The sequence below is a fragment of the Mycolicibacterium sp. TUM20985 genome (assembly GCF_030295745.1).
Classification (GTDB): domain Bacteria; phylum Actinomycetota; class Actinomycetes; order Mycobacteriales; family Mycobacteriaceae; genus Mycobacterium.
Genome location: NZ_AP027291.1, coordinates 1,708,017 through 1,724,893 on the forward strand (window position 1 = coordinate 1,708,017; position 16,877 = coordinate 1,724,893).

Consider the following 16,877-nt stretch of genomic DNA (forward strand, 5'->3'; position numbering starts at 1 on the left):
CAGCCGCCCCAGGCCCAAGTGTCCGGGGCCGCCAAGAGTCGACCCGTCGATTCCGACCAGTCGATTAACGCCAAAGGGCACCCGCCGAGGGTCCACCGTGTGGCACAGTGCGTCGAGTTGTTTCACCAACCCCTCGGTGAAGCCGCCGATCGGGTCGCCGGCGCTTGGGCTTCGGCCGTGACGATTGTGAAAGGACCTGCAACCAATGGCGGTTAGGGGACCGGAGCGATGGTCGACGGGCGTCTCGATGCCCAAGGGCTTGTCGGCTCCCATGGGTGCCGTCGGCGGTCTGTTCTCGATGGGCGTCGACGCGGTCAAGTTCGTGTTCGTCCGGCCGTTCCAGTGGCGAGAATTCCTCGACCAGTGCTGGTTCGTGGCACGGGTGTCGTTGTTGCCCACGCTCCTGGTGGCGATTCCCTTCACGGTCTTGGTCAGCTTCATCCTCAACATTCTCCTTCGCGAGCTGGGAGCGGCTGACCTGTCGGGGGCGGGCGCCGCCTTCGGCGCCGTCACCCAGGTCGGGCCCCTCGTCACGGTGCTCATCGTGGCGGGTGCGGGCGCCACCGCGATGTGTGCGGATCTGGGGTCCCGGACCATTCGCGAGGAGATCGACGCCATGGAGGTGCTGGGCATCAATCCCGTGCAGCGCCTGGTCACCCCCCGCATGCTGGCCTCGTGCCTGGTGGCGTTCCTGTTGAACAGCCTGGTGGTGATCATCGGCATTCTCGGGGGCTACTTCTTCTCGGTCTTCGTCCAAGACGTCAACCCCGGCGCCTTCGCCGCGGGCATCACGCTCCTGACCGGCGTTCCCGAAGTCATCATCTCCTGTGTGAAGGCGGCCCTCTTCGGGCTGCTCGCCGGGCTCATCGCCTGCTACCGCGGGCTGACGATCACCGGTGGCGGCGCGAAGGCCGTCGGCAATGCGGTCAACGAGACGGTCGTCTTCGCGTTCATGGCGCTGTTCGTCATCAACGTGGTCGTCACGGCCATCGGCATCCAGCTGACGGCGAAGTAGGGGTCGGCCATGGGAACCATGCAGGTGGTGCGCAGCCGCTTCCCGCGGTTGGTGAACACCGTCCACCGACCGGTCAACAGCCTGGCCAGGATCGGGGATCAGACCCTGTTCTTCGGCCGGGCGATCAAGGGGACACCGTACGCGGCGACGCACTTCGGCAAGGAGATCGTGCGCCTCATCGCCGAGATCTCCATGGGCGCGGGTGTTCTGGCGATGATCGGCGGCACCCTGGTGATCGTCGGCTTCCTCACCCTGGCCACCGGCGGCACGCTCGCCGTGCAGGGCTATAGCTCACTCGGCAACATCGGCATCGAAGCGCTGACCGGCTTCCTGGCGGCCTTCATCAACGTCCGCATCGCAGCGCCCGTGGTGGCGGGCATCGGTCTGGCTGCCACCTTCGGCGCCGGGGTGACCGCCCAACTGGGGGCGATGCGGATCAACGAGGAGATCGATGCGCTCGAGTCGATGGGCATCCGCCCGGTGGAGTACCTGGTGTCGACGCGGATCGTCGCGGGACTGATCGCGATCACCCCGCTGTACTCGATCGCGGTCATCCTGTCGTTCGTCGCCAGCCGGTTCACGACCGTGGTCCTCTTCGGCCAGTCCGGCGGTTTGTACGACCACTACTTCGGGACGTTCCTGAATCCCATCGACCTGTTGTGGTCGTTCTTCCAGGCCGTCCTAATGGCGCTAGCGATCCTGTTGGTGCACACCTACTACGGCTTCTATGCCACCGGCGGGCCGTCGGGCGTCGGTGTGGCCGTGGGCAATGCCGTACGCACCTCGTTGGTCATCGTGGTCTCGGTGACACTGCTGATCTCGCTGGCCGTCTACGGCTCCAGCGGCAACTTCAACCTGTCGGGTTAGGGGAGGGCACCGATGTCTCGATCGAACGTTCGCGCACTGGCGGGTCTCGCCACCGTGCTCGCCATCGTCGCGGTCGTCGTCTTCTCCGTCATGATGTTCCGGGGCGGTTTCGGCCAGACCGTGCCGGTGACGGTGGTCAGCGAGCGCGCCGGCCTGGTGATGAACCCCGAAGCCAAGGTCAAGATGCGCGGCGTGCAGGTCGGCCAAGTCCAGTCCATCGAAACCCGACCCGACGGCAAGGCCGTGCTGCACTTGGCCATCGACCCCGACGACCTTGCGGACATCCCCGGGAACGTCGGCGTCAACATCACGTCGACGACGGTGTTCGGCGCCAAGTTCGTCGAGTTCGTCAACCCCCCGACTCCGTCGCCAGCACGGCTCGCGGAGGGCCAGCAGATCGACGTCCAGCACGTCACCGTCGAGATCAACACCGTCTTTCAGCAACTCACCTCGGTGTTGAAGGCGATCGACCCGGTCAAGCTGAATCAGACCCTGGCGGGATTCTCCGGGGCACTGAACGGACGCGGGGAGAAACTGGGCCAGACGGTGACCGACTTCGACCGATTCCTGCAGAGGATCAACCCGAGCCTAGACAACATCAACCGTGATCTGGAGCTGGCTCCGGTGGCACTCAATGCCTATGCCGACGCCGCACCCGACCTCGTCGGCATCCTCGAGAGCACCACCAAGGTCAGCGACACGCTCGTCGATCAGGAAGACAATCTCGACAGGTTTCTGGTCAGCGCCATCGGCCTAGCCGACGTGGGTAACGACGTGCTGGGGGAGAACCGGCAGCCGCTCGCCGACGTCCTGCGCATGCTGGTGCCCACCACCGACCTGACCAACGAATACAGCCCTGCGCTCAGGTGCGGAATCCAGGGCTTGTTCCCCTTCTTCAAGGGGCAGCCGCTTTCGAAACCCGGCGTCGAGGTGTCGTCGAGCTTCACGTTGGGCGTCGAACGCTACCGCTACCCCGAGGACCTGCCCAAGGTCGCGGCCACGGGTGGTCCGCAATGTGAGTCGCAGATGATGCCTCTGCTGCCAAATGGAAAGTTTCCGCCCTTCCTGGTCGCCGACGTCGGCGCCAACCCATGGAAGTACGGCAACCAGGGCGTCCTGCTGAACTCGGACGCGCTCAAGCAAGCGCTGTTCGGACCCATCTCGGGCCCACCGCGAAACTCCGCGCAGATTGGACAACCCGGATGACCGGCTCGCGGGGCACACTCGTCAAGTTCGGGATCTTCGGCGCTGTCATGGCGCTGCTGACGGTGTTCCTGTTCTTCACCTTCGGGCAGTACCGGACCGGCTCTACCAACGGCTTCTCGGCGGTCTTCACCGACGCCTCCCGGTTGTCCGCGGGAGATACGGTACGGGTGGCCGGAATTCGGGTGGGGACCGTCACCGACGTGTCGTTGCGACCGGACCGCACGGTGCTCGTGGAGTTCGATGCCGACCGCAAGATTTCGCTCACCACGGGAACGCAAGCCGCGATCCGCTACCTCAACCTCACCGGGGACCGGTTCCTCGACCTGATCGACGGCCCCGGCTCGACGCGGTTACTGCCTGCCGGTTCTGAGATCCCGGTGGACCGCACCCAGCCGGCGCTCGATCTGGATCTGCTCTTGAGTGGCCTGAAACCAGTTGTCCAGGGCCTGAACCCGCAAGACGTGAACGCGCTTTCGGCGTCGCTGGTCGACGTCTTCCAGGGCCAAGAGGGCACGCTCGACTCCCTGCTGGCGAAGACGTCGTCGTTCACCAACTCGCTGGCGGACAACAACGCGACCACCGAGCAGCTGATCGACAACCTGAACACGGTGCTGGGCACCGTGGCCAAGGACGGCGACCAGTTCGACGGCCTGGTCGACCGGCTCGAGAAGCTGATCACGGGTCTATCGCAGGATCGCGATCCGATCGGCACCGCCATCACGTCGCTCGACAACGGCACCGCGTCGCTGGCCGATCTCCTCACGCAAGCCCGGCCACCGCTTGCAGGCACCATCGACCAACTGAGTCGCCTGGCCACCAACCTCGACGCCAAGACGTCGTTTCTCGACGGCGCGTTGCAGAGATCGCCGGGCAACTACCGCAAACTTGCCCGAATTGGGGCATACGGGTCGTTCGTGCAGTACTACATCTGCGAGCTCAAGATTCGCGTCACCGACCTCCAGGGAAGGGCTTCGGTATTCCCCTTCGTGTCGCAAGAAAACGGAAGGTGCGCTGAGCCGTAATGCTGAAGTATCGCGCCTCGAACCTGGTCCGCGCCGGTTTCATCGGTGTCGTCCTCGCCATCCTGGTCGTCGCCGTGGGGCTGCAACCGGAACGTCTGCTCTCGTATGCGACCTCGCTGAAGTATCAGGCCCGGTTCAGCGAGGCCGGCGGCATCTTCGTCGGCAACGACGTCACCCTCTCGGGCCTCAAGGTGGGTGCCGTCACCGGCGTCTCGCTCGACGACGGTGACGCCCTCGTCGCGTTCACGGTCAACTCCAAGTACCCGCTGGGATCCCAGACGTCGGCCCACATTCGCACTGGATCGCTTCTGGGACAACGTGTTCTGAGTCTGGAGTCGGCCGGTGGCGGGTCGTTGAGCCGCACCGACGCCATTCCGGTGTCGCGGACGTCATCGCCGTATTCGCTCAGCGATGCGGTCGGCGAACTGACCACGAACACGGCCGGTACCGACACCGAGGCGCTCAACCAGTCGCTGGACACCCTGTCGACGACGTTGGATCGCATTGCGCCGCAACTGGGCCCGACGTTCGACGGCCTGAGTCGGTTGTCGAAATCCCTCAACAGCCGTGATGACACGCTGCGCGAGCTTCTCAAGTCCGCCGCGGACGTCACCGGAATCCTCTCGGAGCGCAGCCAACAGGTGAATTCCCTGATCCTCAATGCCGACGATCTGCTGGCGGTGCTCGTCGAACGCCGCCAGGCGATCGTCGGCCTGCTGGCGAACACGTCGGCCGTGTCCAAGCAGCTGATCGGCCTCGTCGGCGACAACGAGAAGGAACTGGCGCCGACGCTGGAACGGCTCAACAGGGTGAACGCGGTACTCGAGAAGAACCGCGACAATCTCGCCAAGGCGCTACCGGGTGCGGCGAAGTACCAGACCACGCTGGCCGAAGCGGTGTCCAGCGGCGGCTACTACACCGCCTACGTGCCGAACTTCCAACCGGCGCAGCTGCTTCAGCCGTTCCTCGACTATGCGTTCGGATTCCGTCGCGGGCCGTTCGGTAGCGGAGCGCCGCCCGCGGATACCGGACCGCGTGCCGAGTTGCCGTTGCCGTACAACGGAGTTCCTGGAGGCTCGCGATGACGTCTCGTGCCGAGAAGTCTCGGTCCTGGCTCGTCCCCGCCATCGCGGCGGGGCTGGTCATCGCGCTCATCGGGGGTGGCTTCCTGGCCATCCGCGCCGCGTTCTTCGCGCCCACCACGATCACCGCGTTCTTCACCTCGGCCACCGCCATCTATCCCGGCGATGACGTAAAGGTCTCCGGTGTCAAGGTCGGCACGATCGACAAGATCGAACCGCAGGGCACCCAGACCAAGATCACCATGGCGGTCGACCCGAACGTGCCGGTGCCTGCCGACGCCAAGGCGGTCATCGTCGCGCAGAACCTCATCGCCGCCCGCTACGTTCAGTTGACCCCCGCGTTCCGCTCTTCAGAAGAGGGCCCGACGCTGGGCGATGGCGCGGTGATCCCGTTGGAGCGCACCGCAGTCCCCGTCGAATGGGATGAGGTGAAGGTTCAGCTCGACCGCCTCGCGACCGACCTTGGACCCAAGGGCGACTTGAACACCAGCTCGGTGGGCCGTTTCATCGACAGCGCTGCCAACGCCCTCGAGGGCAACGGCGACAAGCTGCGCGAGACGTTGAAGCAACTCTCCGGGGTGGGCCGGATCCTGGCCGACGGCAGCGGCAACTTCGTCGACACAATCAAGAATCTGCAGGTCTTCGTGACCGCGCTGCGGGGGAGCAACGAACAGATCGTGGCCTTCAACAACCGGCTGGCCACGCTGTCCAGCGTGCTCGACGGAAGCAAGTCCGATCTCGATGCGGCGCTGACGGATCTGTCGGTCGCGATCGACGAGGTGAAGCGCTTCGTCGTGGGCACCCGTGACCAGACCGTCGAACAGATTCGTGGGTTGACCGCCGTCACGCAGACCCTGGTCGACTCCAAGATGGACCTCGAGCAGGTACTCCACGTGACGCCCAATGCCTTTGCGAATGCCTACAACATCTACGACCCGGACATCGGCACGGTCCGCGGCGGGTTCGCGATCCCCAACCTGTCCAATCCGATGCAGTTCGTCTGCGGCACCATCGGCGCGCTGCAGAACACCACGGCGCCCGAGACGGCGAAGTTGTGCAACGACTACCTCGGTCCCGCGTTGCGGCTGCTGAATCTGAACTACATTCCGGTGCCGATCAATCCGTACCTGGCCAAGTCGGCCAGCCCGGACAACATCGTGTACTCGGAGGCCAGGCTGGCGCCCGGGGGCGAGGGAGCCCCGCCCGGGCCGCCGGAGATCCCGCCGTCGGTCTCCGCGTACACCGGGTTGGACGGTGACGTCCCGCCACCGGCCGGCATGGGGCCGCCCGGCGTTCCTCTGCCGGTCAACGATCGGCTGCCGGCGTTCCCGTCACCGGCGCTGTATCCCGGCGCCCCGGTGCCGCCTGGACCGCCACCAGGACCTCCGCCAGCCGATGCGGCCGGCGCGCCGAACCTGCCGAACCTGCTGCTACCCGCCGAATCCCCACCACCGGCTCCCGGCCCTGCGCCAGGACCGCCGCTCGCCGCAGAGGGGACACCATGAACAAGCTCGGTCGGTTGTTGGCGACGGGCACGTGCGTGGCGCTCACCGCCACCGGATGCGCGTTCCAGGGAATCAACTCGCTTCCGTTGCCCGGGGCCGTCGGCCGCGGATCCGACGCCGTCAGATATCACGTCGAGATCGCGAACATCTCGACACTGGAATCGAATTCGCCCGTCCTGATGAACGACGTCGTCGTCGGCAGCGTCGGGAAGATGGACGTCGAGAACTGGCACGCCAACGTCGAGATCTCGGTGAAGCCCGATGTCGTCATCCCTGCCAATGCGGTGGCCAGCGTCGGGCAGACCAGCCTCCTGGGCTCGATGCACCTGGCGCTAGATCCGCCGCTCGGCCAACCTCCGGAGGGCAAGCTAGCGCCGGGGGCCACGATCGGACTCAATGACTCGTCGACCTACCCGTCGACGGAACAGACCCTGTCGTCGCTGTCCGTGGTGGTGAACGCGGGCGGTCTGGGCCAGATCGGCGAGATCGTCCACACCTTCAACACGGCGTTGTCGGGGCGTGAGTCCGACTTTCGCGATCTGTTGAGCCAGCTCGACACGTTCGTGGGCACGCTCGATCAGCAGCGGGAGAATCTCGTCGCCACCATCAGTGCCCTGAACCGGATCGCGGTGACCTTCGCGGGTAAGCGCGACGTCCTCGACCAGGCGCTGCAGCGGATCCCCCGGGCGCTCGAGGTGCTCGATCGCGAGCGGCCGCAACTCACCACCGCGCTCACCAAGCTGGGCAACTTCAGCGATACTGCGAACCGGCTGGTCAACGACACCCAGGCCGACCTCGTCAAGAACCTGCAGAACCTTCAGCCGACGCTCCAGGCGCTCGCCGATGTCGGACCCGACATCACGGAGGCCATCGCCTACCTGACGGTCTTCCCATACGGGCAGGCGCTCATCGACCGCGGTGTACGAGGTGACTTCATCAATCTGTTTGCGACGATCGACATCTCGGGCCCTCGGCTGCGAAAGTCGATCTTCTTGGGCTCCCGAGCCGGTCAGGAAGGCCGCGACCTCGTGCCGCTTCCCGGCGAGCCGTTCTTCCAGCGCTACACCTACGATCCGCTGGGGCGGCCCCTGCAGCCACCGCCGCCCGGCGGCCCGCTGTCGGCCCTACCCGGCAACCCCCCCACCGCAGGATTGCAGGCGGACCCGCCCGGGGCCGATCGGAGCCTGCCGGGGCCGGGGGTGCTTCCAGCGCAAGCGCCCCCGCCGGTCACTGGGCCCGTGCTGCCCGTGGTTCCGCAGGGGCAGAACGACGGCGTGGTCGCCAATGAGTCCGCGCCTTCGCCACCGAGCGGATCCATCTTCGCCGGTCCGTATCCGATGGCGCCCATGGCCGGAGGCAATTGATGCTGACTCGTCTGATCAAGATCCAGCTCGTCATCTTCACGGTCGTCGGGACCATCGGCGTGATCGTGATGGCCTTCGCCTACATCCAGGTGCCGACGCTCCTTGGTCTCGGCCGCCTCACCGTCAAGGTGCAGATGCCCGCCTCCGGCGGGCTCTACCGGTTCAGCAACGTGACCTATCGCGGCGTCGAGGTCGGAAAGGTCACCGGGGTGGAGCTCACCCCGGACGGCGCCGAGGCGACGATGAGAATCGCGACGTCCCCGAAGATCCCCGCCGACCTTCAAGCCGAGATCCGCAGCATCTCCGCGGTCGGTGAGCAGTACGTCGACCTGCGACCGCGGACCGACTCGGGCCCGTACCTTCAGGACGGGGCCGTCATCACCGCAGCCAACGTCTCGCTACCGCAACCCGTTGGTCCGGTGCTCGACCGGGTCAGCACGTTGGTGGACACGTTCCCCAAGGATCGGCTGAGCGCCCTGCTCGACGAGACGTACAAGGGATTGAACGGCGCCAGTGACGATTTCGGCTCGTTACTGGACTCCGGGGCTACGCTGAGCGCCGACCTGAACGGTATCGCCGACCAGACACGCGCTCTCGCCGACGACAGCCGCCCGCTGCTGGCGTCGCAGGCCGATACGGTCGATTCGATTCGCACATGGGCACGCAGCCTCGCGGGCTTCACCGGTCAGCTGGCCGACAATGACCCGCAGTTCCGTGCGGTGCTGGCGAAGGGGCCGGCCTTCGCGGACGAGACCTCGAGTCTGCTGAGCCAGCTGAAGCCGACGCTGCCCGTCCTGCTGGCGAACCTGGGTACGGTCAGCGAGATCCTGATGACCTACAACGCGTCGCTCGAGCAGCTGCTGGTGCTATTGCCGCCGTATGTTGCCCAGCAGCAGGCGTATACGACGTCCAGCGACTCGACCGGCGCCGCTAGGGGCGACTTCGCGGCGACGGTGAGTGATCCGCCGCCGTGCACGGTCGGCTTCCTTCCGCCGTCGTCGTGGCGCTCGCCCGACGACGAGTCCGACATCGACACTCCTGACGGGCTCTACTGCAAGCTGCCACAGGACTCGCCGGTCGCCGTTCGCGGCGCACGCAACTACCCCTGCATCCGGCATCCGGGGAAGCGCGCGCCGACGGTCGCCATCTGCAACAGTGACAAGCCGTTCACGCCCCTGGCGATGCGGCAGCACGGTCTCGGACCGTATCCGATCGATCCCAGCCTGATCGCGCAAGGCATTCCGATCGACGACCGCACGGATTTCAATGACAACATCCATGCGCCGCTCGAGGGAACGCCGTTGCCCCCCGGGGCAGTTCCATTGGGTACGCCCCCCGGCGCACCGCCCGGTGCGGCGCCGCTCTCACCGTTGGAGGCCCCCTTCACGGCCGCTGCGGTACCGCCGCCACCGCCGCCAACGGGCAACTCGTTGAACGGCGTCCCGATCCCACCGCTCGGTCCGGCACCGGGGCCCGCGCCGGAGATCATGCCGGATCCGGCAGCGGCCGGTCCGGCCCCCGGGCCGGCGGTCGATGGCGCCGCGCCGCAGGTGGCTCCGAGTTCCTTCGGGACCGCGACGCCCACCGCCGGTCCCAAGGTGGCCGTTGCCGAGTACAACCCGCGCACAGGCGAATACGTCGGTTCGAACGGCAAGGTGTACAAGGTGACGAACTTGGTGGCGGGAGCTCGCCTGGGGCTGTCCTGGAAGGATCTGCTGCCGCACTGACCCGAAGCCGGTGACCCCGGCCTCGGGTGGGTGGTCGATCAGTCGATCTTGGTGATCTTCACCGGAAGGGTGAGCACCAGCGAGCGGTTCCGGCCGCAATTGCCGCTGATGCCGGTCGTCTCGTCTTCACCGGCCAGCAGGTTGGAGCCCTGCTGGGCCGTGCCTTCCTCGTTCGCATGGATGAACCGGTAGACCTGCAGACCGGGGGCTCTGCTGCCGTCCGGACACGGGATCCAGTCGGGCACATAGTGTTTGACGTACCACAATCCGCTAGTCGTGTAGATGTCCTCGGTCCAGCCCAGGCTGCTGGTGACCTTGCCCGAGCAGGTGATGGCGGTGGAACAGGTCGTGTTCACCGTCCACGTACTGCGCACCGTCGGCTCATCCTGGTAGCGGTCGTTCACCTTGGCCCACTCGCCGTTGGAGACCACGGAGAAGGTCCCGTTGATGGCGTAATCGCCATCGGTGGCCAACGCCGTTGGTGCGGAGCTCATTCCGATCGCGGCGGCGGCGATCAACGCGGCTCCCGAGATGGTCTTCGCTGAGCTCATGACGTGCTCCTCGATACGTTCACCTTGGCTGACTGCCATGGCAATGCCATTCTTACGCAGGAGAATAACATCGCGAGCAACCGTGGCGACGGGGTTCGGAACGTACCCTGAGTCGAGATGGCCGATCTTCGGCCAAAAGAGAGAATTCGGCTCTCGCTCGTGGAAGGGTACGTATCGTGCGACGCGTCCTGACCGCTGCTGCCGGGCTCCTGCTGGCGGGGCTCTTGGCTGCGCCCCCCGCGGTGGCCGACCCCACCGATCCTCCGCCCGCCGACGATCTCACGTCGTGCAACCTGCCCGCCTGCATGCCGGGCATCATGCCCGGCGCGGTGCTCGGCGCACCGTGTGAACAGACCACCTACTACGTCTTCGGTGTGACGAACTGGGGGAGGGTGGTGTTCTGCGGATCGCCGCGACGCCTCCCGCCGCGTTGGTTCCGCTCCACCGAGCTTCGGGGCATCAAACTCGAAGGTGGCAATTGCTCTGGGCGCGATGGGGACATGGCTCAGGCCCCCGATGGGCTGTTCCTGTCCTGTGATTCACGAAACGGTGCGGCCGTCTGGACCCGCGGAGACATCTAGCCCGCCTGCCGCGACCCGCTCAGTATCGTTGCAGCGAGAACGAATACGTACTCGTGCCGGCGGGCGCCCCGTAGCAGCCCGCGTCATAGGTGGACACGATCGTCCCGCCCAAGGTGGTGGCGTCCCAGGAGTAGACGTCGTGTGATGGCAGGTTGAACCCGATGCAGCGCACCCCGTCGATGACGTCGACGGTCAGGGTGTACCGGCCGTTGTCGTAGAACGCCGTGTTCTGAAACTTCTGACTCTTCGGCGGCCGCGGAATCGCCAGGACGTTCAGGTTGTCGGTGGCGGGGGCGATGATCGGGTCGACGAAGTAGGTGCCGCACTCCGGATCGTTCTTGCAGGAGTGGGTGATCGACCATATCCACGAGTGATCGTTCCAGCGGTCGGTGAGGACCACGTAGTTGCCGATCCGCATACCGGCTGCGTTCGCCGTCGGTGCGAACAGCATTGCGGCCACTGCCAGAATGGCGCTCAGTACCGGCGCTGCCGCCCTAGCCATCGTAGCCATCGCCATCTCCCGTCGCGTGTTCGGATGCTCCCGCAGCTTATCGGGACTCCCGTCCGCGAATGGGCCGTTTGGCGGCAGCACATCGCAAGGCGTTCAACGGGTCTGCCGAACGCAGAGAGCTCAATCCTTGGGGGTGAACCGGATGTTGATCTCGGTGAGCCCACGCAGGATGAACGTCGGTTCGTAGGTGTAGCGGCGATCGTCGATCGGACCGTGCTTCTCCTCGTCGATGGTGATGTCGCCCATCCGGTCGAGGATGCGTTCGATCGAGACCCTGCCCTCGACGCGGGCCAGGGGGCCGCCGGGGCAGGAGTGCACGCCGCGGCCGAACGCGATGTGCTCGCGAACGTTCTTGCGGTCGAGGCTGAACTCGTGGGGGTTCTCGAAGCGCACGGGGTCGCGGTTGACCGCACCGGGGCACACCATCAGCGTGGTGCCCGCGGGAACGTCGGTGTCGCCGAGGTGAGTTTTCCTCTTGGCCAACCGGAATTGGCTCTTCACCGGTGCGTCCATCCGCAGTGACTCCTCGACGAAGATGGGGATGCGGCTGCGGTCCTTGCGCAACGCGTCCTGGATGTCCGGGCGGTCACCCAGGACCTTCATCGACGCCGACAGCAGCTTGGTCGTGGTCTCCTGGCCCGCAGCGAAGAGGAAGGTGGCCGAGCGGGCCACCTCGAGCACCGGCGGTGTAGATCCGTCGGGGTACTTCGCTCCCGCCAGGGCGGTCAGGACGTCGTCCCTTGGCTGGGTGCGGCGGTCCTCGAGATAGCCGACGAACTTGTCGTCCAGCCACTCGAGCGGGTTGAGTCCGACGGATTCGTGCTCGAGCGAGCCGACCTGCGCGCCGGGCCGCGGCGAGCCGAGCACGGTTCGGAACTCCTCGTGATCCTGCTCGGGAACGCCGAGCAGATCGGCGATGACCAAGAGCGAGAACGGCTTTGCGTAGGCGGACAGGAATTCGCACTTGCCGTCGGCGACGAAGTCATCGAGGCATTCGTCGGCGAGGCGCCACATGAAGTCCTCGTTCTCCTTCAGTCGACTCGGGGTGAGGAGCCGGTTCAGGAGGGACCTGGCGTTGGTGTGGTCCGGCGGATCCATGGTGACCATGTGCTCGAACATCGGCATCTGCGAGCGGTGATCGGTGATCTGCTGGGTGATGTCGTCACCTTCTGGCGTGAACGGCAGTGGCGGGAACGGCCCTGCCACCGCGATGCACGACGAGTAGGTGTCGGTGTCCTTGAGCACCGCGTTCGCCTCGTCGTAGCCGGTGATCGCCAGCACCCCGTAGTTGGGCTCGCGCACGACCGGGCACTTGCTCCGCAGGTGATCGAAATAGGGGTGCGGGTCGGGCACCAGAGACTGATCGGTGAAGTAGTCGACCGAGTCGAAGTCAGTGGTCATCTCGTGAGTTCCTTCCAGAACGGCGTCGAGCGGAAGTGCGGATCGGCGGGCGGCGCAACACCCCGGCGATGGCACCAATAGTGCTGAGCACCTGCTTAGCATGGGCTAGTGTCGCGGTCAAGGTCGACTGGCCGGTGGCGTCTACGATTCGCCTGGTGACGCCGCCTGGCGCGGCGAGGAAGGAATGGGCATGGCATCGGACCGAAGGATCGGCGCCCCGGACGCCAAGAACCGCGGCGTCCTGCTCGATGCCGCCGAGCAACTGATGCTCGAGGACGGCTACGCCGCCGTGACGTCGCGACGGGTCGCCGAGCGCGCGAGCCTCAAACCGCAGCTCGTGCATTACTACTTCCGCACGATGGACGACCTGTTCCTCGAGGTCTTCCGGCGTCGCGCCAGGCAGGGGCTCGATGCCCAGGCGCAGGCGCTCGAATCGACCCAGCCGCTGTGGGCGTTGTGGGAGTTCGGCACCGACCCGGCGGGGACCCAGTTGACCATGGAGTTCATGGGTCTGGCCAACCACCGCAAGGCGTTGCGCGCCGAGATAGGAGTCTTCGCCGAACGCTTCCGTGAGCAGCAGGTCGAGGCCATCACGACCGCGCTGCGGCGCTACGGGTACGAGACGTCCGATGTGCCACCGGTGGTCTGGGCCGTGTTCGCGACGAGCGTCTCCCGGGTGCTCATCATGGAGCAGGCACTCGGGATGTCGGCCGGTCACGACGAGATGCTGGCCTTCTGCGAGGACTGGCTGCGCCGCCTGGAGGGTGAACGCCTTCCGGCGGCAACCACGGCATCTGCCTGAATCGTTCGGGGGTCCTTCACCAGAGGCGGATCGAGCAGAGCGCTCCCCTTGGCCCCTGGTTGGTCACCACGACGTTGCCGTCGACGGCGATCACGCAGTGGAAGTTCGGCTGCTTCGGCGAGTCGAGACTGCTTGCCGTGACCATCGCCCACTGGTCGGGGTCGGCGAGCATCACGTCCATGGTCCACATCTGACCCGGGCCGAGGTCGGCTTCCACGTTCGGGCTGAAGAGGTACGGATTATGGCTGTAGTCACCGAAGTTCGCCGGGTCGACGTTGCGGTAGTAGATTTCGGCATTCCGGAACGGCGCCTCCGTGAACACGGTGTACTGCACGTGGTGCAGCGGCGGACCCGGCAGCGGATCGTCGTCCGCGACGGCCACGGCGGCACTCGGCAGCAGGCTGCCGGCCACCATGAGCGCGCCGAGCCCAAGCAAGCGTCGGCCGGTCGGCCCGTGTCCTCCCGGAAACCTCATTCGCAGATTTTAGAACGCCCTTACCCGCGGGTGGCGGGAATGGGGCACATTGGGCCGAAGTCCGACGGCCCGGGCCCTAGGCTCGGCGTATGTACAGCGCAATGCCGGGTCCCATCCGTCAGATCGGTTACGTCGTCCGCGATTTCGACGCGGTGCTCGATTCCTGGATCGCGCTGGGCGTGGGACCGTGGTTCGTCGTCCGCGAGTACACCCAGCAGGCGATCTACCGTGGCGAGGCGTGCGAGGTGACCATTTCGATCGCGCTCGCCAACTCGGGGGACCTCCAGGTCGAGTTGATCCACCAGCACGGCGACACCCCGTCGATCTTCCGCGAGTTCCTCGATGGCGGGCGGGAGGGCTTCCACCAGTTGGCCTGGTGGACAGCTAATATCGACGCTTCGGTGGCGTCCGCCGAAGCCGCGGGGTGGCCGGTGGTGTGGAGTGGGGGAGACGGCACCACCACGCGCTTCGCCTACGTCGAACCACTCCCTGGTGGCCAGGCCACCGTCTTCGAGCTCATGGAACTCACCGAGGTCACCAGTGCGATGGGCGCAATGATCCGCGACGCGGCACGGGACTGGGACGGGCGCGACCCGATCCGGATCGTCGGTTAGTCGGTTCGCTCGCCGACCCGGCGATGCCACGATAACGCTGTGCATTCGCTCAGCGCTCTCGTATGCTCTCGAGGAGAATGCATTTTTCCAGGAGACCGATGGCCACCGATCTGGCCCGCCCATAGTGAACGCCGACGCCTGGCTCCTCGACGCCGTGCGCACGCCACGCGGCAGGGGACGCCTCGACGGAGGCCTGCACGACGTGCACCCGCAGCGACTGTTCGCACTGTGCCTGACCGGTCTCGCGACGCGGGTCGGCTTCGACGCGGCCGACGTCGAGGATGTCATCGCCGGGAACGGCATCCTCGCCGGAGACCACGGTGACGACATCGCCCGCCTCGGGCTACTGCTGGCGGGCTGGCCCGAGTCCGTCCCCGGGCTGACCCTCAACCGGTTCTGCGGCTCGGGTCAGCAGGCAATCACCGTCGCCGCGATGGGCGTCGCCAGCGGCCAGCAGGATCTGGTGGTCGCAGGCGGGGTGGAATCGATGTCGCGGTGGAATCTCACGGCAGGATCAGTGACCATCGACGGCGCCAATCCGGCCTTTCGGCAACTGCATCCGACGATTCCGCAGGGCATCTCGGCCGATTTGATCGCCTCGCTGGAGGGCTTCTCGCGCAGCGACGTCGACGCGTTCGCCGTCGAGAGTCAGCGCCGCGCGGTGGCAGCGATCGAGGCTGGTCGCTTCGACGAGTCCGTGCTCGCCGTGTACGACGACGATGGCGCGCTGCTCCTCGATCGTGACGAACATCCCCGCCCCGGTACGACGACGGAGGCGCTGGCGAGACTTCGACCCGCGTTCGCGGAACTCGGCGGCGCCCGCGTCGACGGGGAGGCCCGGACCTTCGACGACATCTGCGTGGACCGCTACCCGGACGTGGGGCACGTCGAGCACGTGCATCACGCCGGAAACTCCTCCGGCGTCGTCGACGGTGCGGCCGCGGCGGTCGTGGCCTCCGACCGCTGGGTACGGGCGCACGGCGTCGTGCCGCGCGCCCGGATCCGCGCGACCGCGGCGGTCGGATCGGAGCCCGTCATCATGCTCACCGCGCCCGGCCCCGCCGCGCAGCGCTGTCTGGAGAAGGCCGGTATGGCGGTCGACGACGTCGACCTGTGGGAGATCAACGAGGCCTTCGCGGCCGTGCCGCTCAAGACGATTCGCGACCTGTCGCTCGACCAGGAACGGGTCAACGTCAACGGGGGAGCCATCGCGCTCGGGCACCCGATCGGCGCGACTGGCGCCATCCTCATCGGCACCGTGCTCGACGAGCTCGAGCGCCGAGACCTGACGGTCGGCCTAATCACGATGTGCACCGGAGGCGGCATGGGCACCGCGACCATCGTCGAGCGGGTATGAGCGTGCCCACCACGCTGGACCTCGACACCTCGCACGACGGCATCGCAGTGCTGCGTCTCAACCGGCCCGACCGGCTCAACGCCATCAACGAGGTCATGCGGGACGAACTCCTGCAGACCTTCACGGCCCTCGGGGCCGATCATGCAGTGCGTGCGGTCGTGCTGACCGGAGCGGGTCGCGGATTCTGTGCCGGCCTCGACGTGCGCGACTTCGGGCCGGCCATGCTCTCCGCGGACGCCCCCGCCATCGACCGACTGCGCTTCCAGGAGGCCATGACCGCGCTGCCCACGGCGATCCGTGCGCTCCCGCAGCCGGTGGTCGCCGCCGTGAACGGTCCGTGCGTCGGCGCCGGATTGGCGCTATGCCTCTCGGCGGACATCCGAATCTGCTCTGCCACGGCATCGTTCGGCAACGCGGCGATACTGCTCGGGCTGTCGGGCGGCGAGATGGGCACCAGTTATCACCTACCTCGCATCGTCGGCACAAGCGTCGCGGCCGACTGGATGCTCACCGGCCGTACGGTCTCCGCCGAGGAAGCCGACCGGCGAGGGCTGGTGAGCGAACTCGTCGAGCCCGAGGGTTTGCTCGACCGGGCACTCGAATTGGCCGCGCTCATCGCCGGGCTCGCTCCGCTCGGCGCGCAGCTGACCAAGCGAGCGCTGCAGGCGAACACCGACGCGTCGCTCGACGCCGCGCTGGAACTCGAGAACCGCAACCAGGTGCTTACCCACGCCACCGACGAGGCCGCGGCCCGTCGCCAGGCGTGGTCGACGCGCGGGACCGACCGAAGGGACTGA

Annotated in this window: 17 protein-coding genes; 13 read left to right on the top strand and 4 right to left on the bottom strand. The window is 66.5% G+C overall.

Annotated features, from left to right (window positions below; all coding sequences use genetic code 11):
- Positions 1 to 205: 205 nt before the first annotated feature.
- Genes QUE68_RS08450 through QUE68_RS08485 form a run of 8 tightly spaced genes read left to right on the top strand, consistent with a single transcriptional unit; the run spans position 206 to position 9,788 of the window.
- Positions 206 to 1,015: an MlaE family ABC transporter permease gene (locus tag QUE68_RS08450; RefSeq protein WP_284225535.1), complete on the top strand. Its 810-nt coding sequence runs from the start codon at positions 206 to 208 to the stop codon at positions 1,013 to 1,015.
- A 9-nt stretch (positions 1,016 to 1,024) separates the two neighbouring features.
- Positions 1,025 to 1,882, top strand: coding sequence for an MlaE family ABC transporter permease (locus QUE68_RS08455; protein ID WP_284225536.1), 858 nt, complete (start codon positions 1,025 to 1,027; stop codon positions 1,880 to 1,882).
- Between the two features lie 12 nt (positions 1,883 to 1,894).
- Positions 1,895 to 3,088 carry an MCE family protein gene (locus QUE68_RS08460; RefSeq protein WP_284225538.1) on the top strand — a complete coding sequence of 398 codons (1,194 nt, stop codon included), beginning with the start codon at positions 1,895 to 1,897 and terminating at the stop codon, positions 3,086 to 3,088.
- Positions 3,085 to 4,110 (top strand): MCE family protein, encoded by a 1,026-nt coding sequence (locus QUE68_RS08465; RefSeq protein WP_284225539.1) that lies wholly within the window; start codon positions 3,085 to 3,087, stop codon positions 4,108 to 4,110. Before QUE68_RS08460 ends, QUE68_RS08465 begins: the two co-directional genes overlap by 4 nt.
- A complete protein-coding gene (locus tag QUE68_RS08470) occupies positions 4,110 to 5,195 on the top strand; it encodes an MCE family protein (RefSeq protein ID WP_284225540.1) in 1,086 nt (361 codons plus the stop codon). Before QUE68_RS08465 ends, QUE68_RS08470 begins: the two co-directional genes overlap by 1 nt.
- Positions 5,192 to 6,697, top strand: coding sequence for an MCE family protein (locus tag QUE68_RS08475; RefSeq protein ID WP_284225541.1), 1,506 nt, complete (start codon positions 5,192 to 5,194; stop codon positions 6,695 to 6,697). The genes QUE68_RS08470 and QUE68_RS08475 overlap by 4 nt, the downstream gene beginning before the upstream one ends.
- Positions 6,694 to 8,061 carry an MCE family protein gene (locus QUE68_RS08480; RefSeq protein WP_284225542.1) on the top strand — a complete coding sequence of 456 codons (1,368 nt, stop codon included), beginning with the start codon at positions 6,694 to 6,696 and terminating at the stop codon, positions 8,059 to 8,061. The genes QUE68_RS08475 and QUE68_RS08480 overlap by 4 nt, the downstream gene beginning before the upstream one ends.
- A complete protein-coding gene (locus tag QUE68_RS08485; protein WP_284225543.1) occupies positions 8,061 to 9,788 on the top strand; it encodes an MCE family protein in 1,728 nt (575 codons plus the stop codon). The genes QUE68_RS08480 and QUE68_RS08485 overlap by 1 nt, the downstream gene beginning before the upstream one ends.
- A gap of 38 nt (positions 9,789 to 9,826) precedes the next feature.
- On the opposite strand, the gene QUE68_RS08490 is transcribed toward QUE68_RS08485, so the two are convergent.
- Positions 9,827 to 10,339 (bottom strand): Rv2253/PknI dimerization domain-containing protein, encoded by a 513-nt coding sequence (locus QUE68_RS08490; RefSeq protein WP_284233533.1) that lies wholly within the window; start codon positions 10,337 to 10,339, stop codon positions 9,827 to 9,829.
- A gap of 176 nt (positions 10,340 to 10,515) precedes the next feature.
- Here QUE68_RS08490 and QUE68_RS08495 point away from each other — a divergent pair, with 176 nt between their 5' ends.
- Positions 10,516 to 10,920 (top strand): hypothetical protein, encoded by a 405-nt coding sequence (locus QUE68_RS08495; RefSeq protein WP_284233534.1) that lies wholly within the window; start codon positions 10,516 to 10,518, stop codon positions 10,918 to 10,920.
- A gap of 19 nt (positions 10,921 to 10,939) precedes the next feature.
- Here QUE68_RS08495 and QUE68_RS08500 read toward each other — a convergent pair whose 3' ends face one another.
- Positions 10,940 to 11,431, bottom strand: coding sequence for a hypothetical protein (locus QUE68_RS08500; protein ID WP_284233535.1), 492 nt, complete (start codon positions 11,429 to 11,431; stop codon positions 10,940 to 10,942).
- Positions 11,432 to 11,551: 120 nt separating this feature from the next.
- Positions 11,552 to 12,832, bottom strand: coding sequence for a cytochrome P450 (locus tag QUE68_RS08505; protein WP_284233537.1), 1,281 nt, complete (start codon positions 12,830 to 12,832; stop codon positions 11,552 to 11,554).
- 190 nt (positions 12,833 to 13,022) lie between these two features.
- Between QUE68_RS08505 and QUE68_RS08510 the strand changes: the two genes are divergently transcribed.
- Complete coding sequence (locus QUE68_RS08510) at positions 13,023 to 13,634, top strand: TetR/AcrR family transcriptional regulator (RefSeq protein WP_284233539.1); 612 nt, start codon at positions 13,023 to 13,025, stop codon at positions 13,632 to 13,634.
- 16 nt (positions 13,635 to 13,650) lie between these two features.
- Here QUE68_RS08510 and QUE68_RS08515 read toward each other — a convergent pair whose 3' ends face one another.
- Entirely contained in the window at positions 13,651 to 14,109 is a 459-nt protein-coding gene (locus QUE68_RS08515) for a hypothetical protein (protein WP_349816659.1), read from the bottom strand.
- Between the two features lie 89 nt (positions 14,110 to 14,198).
- Between QUE68_RS08515 and QUE68_RS08520 the strand changes: the two genes are divergently transcribed.
- The 3 genes from QUE68_RS08520 to QUE68_RS08530 all read left to right on the top strand — a co-directional run bounded on the left by QUE68_RS08520 (position 14,199) and on the right by QUE68_RS08530 (position 16,877).
- Positions 14,199 to 14,723: a VOC family protein gene (locus QUE68_RS08520; protein ID WP_284225549.1), complete on the top strand. Its 525-nt coding sequence runs from the start codon at positions 14,199 to 14,201 to the stop codon at positions 14,721 to 14,723.
- 154 nt (positions 14,724 to 14,877) lie between these two features.
- Entirely contained in the window at positions 14,878 to 16,080 is a 1,203-nt protein-coding gene (locus QUE68_RS08525; RefSeq protein WP_284234703.1) for an acetyl-CoA C-acetyltransferase, read from the top strand.
- On the top strand, positions 16,077 to 16,877 hold the full coding sequence (locus QUE68_RS08530; protein ID WP_284233541.1) for an enoyl-CoA hydratase/isomerase family protein: 801 nt from the start codon (positions 16,077 to 16,079) through the stop codon (positions 16,875 to 16,877). Before QUE68_RS08525 ends, QUE68_RS08530 begins: the two co-directional genes overlap by 4 nt.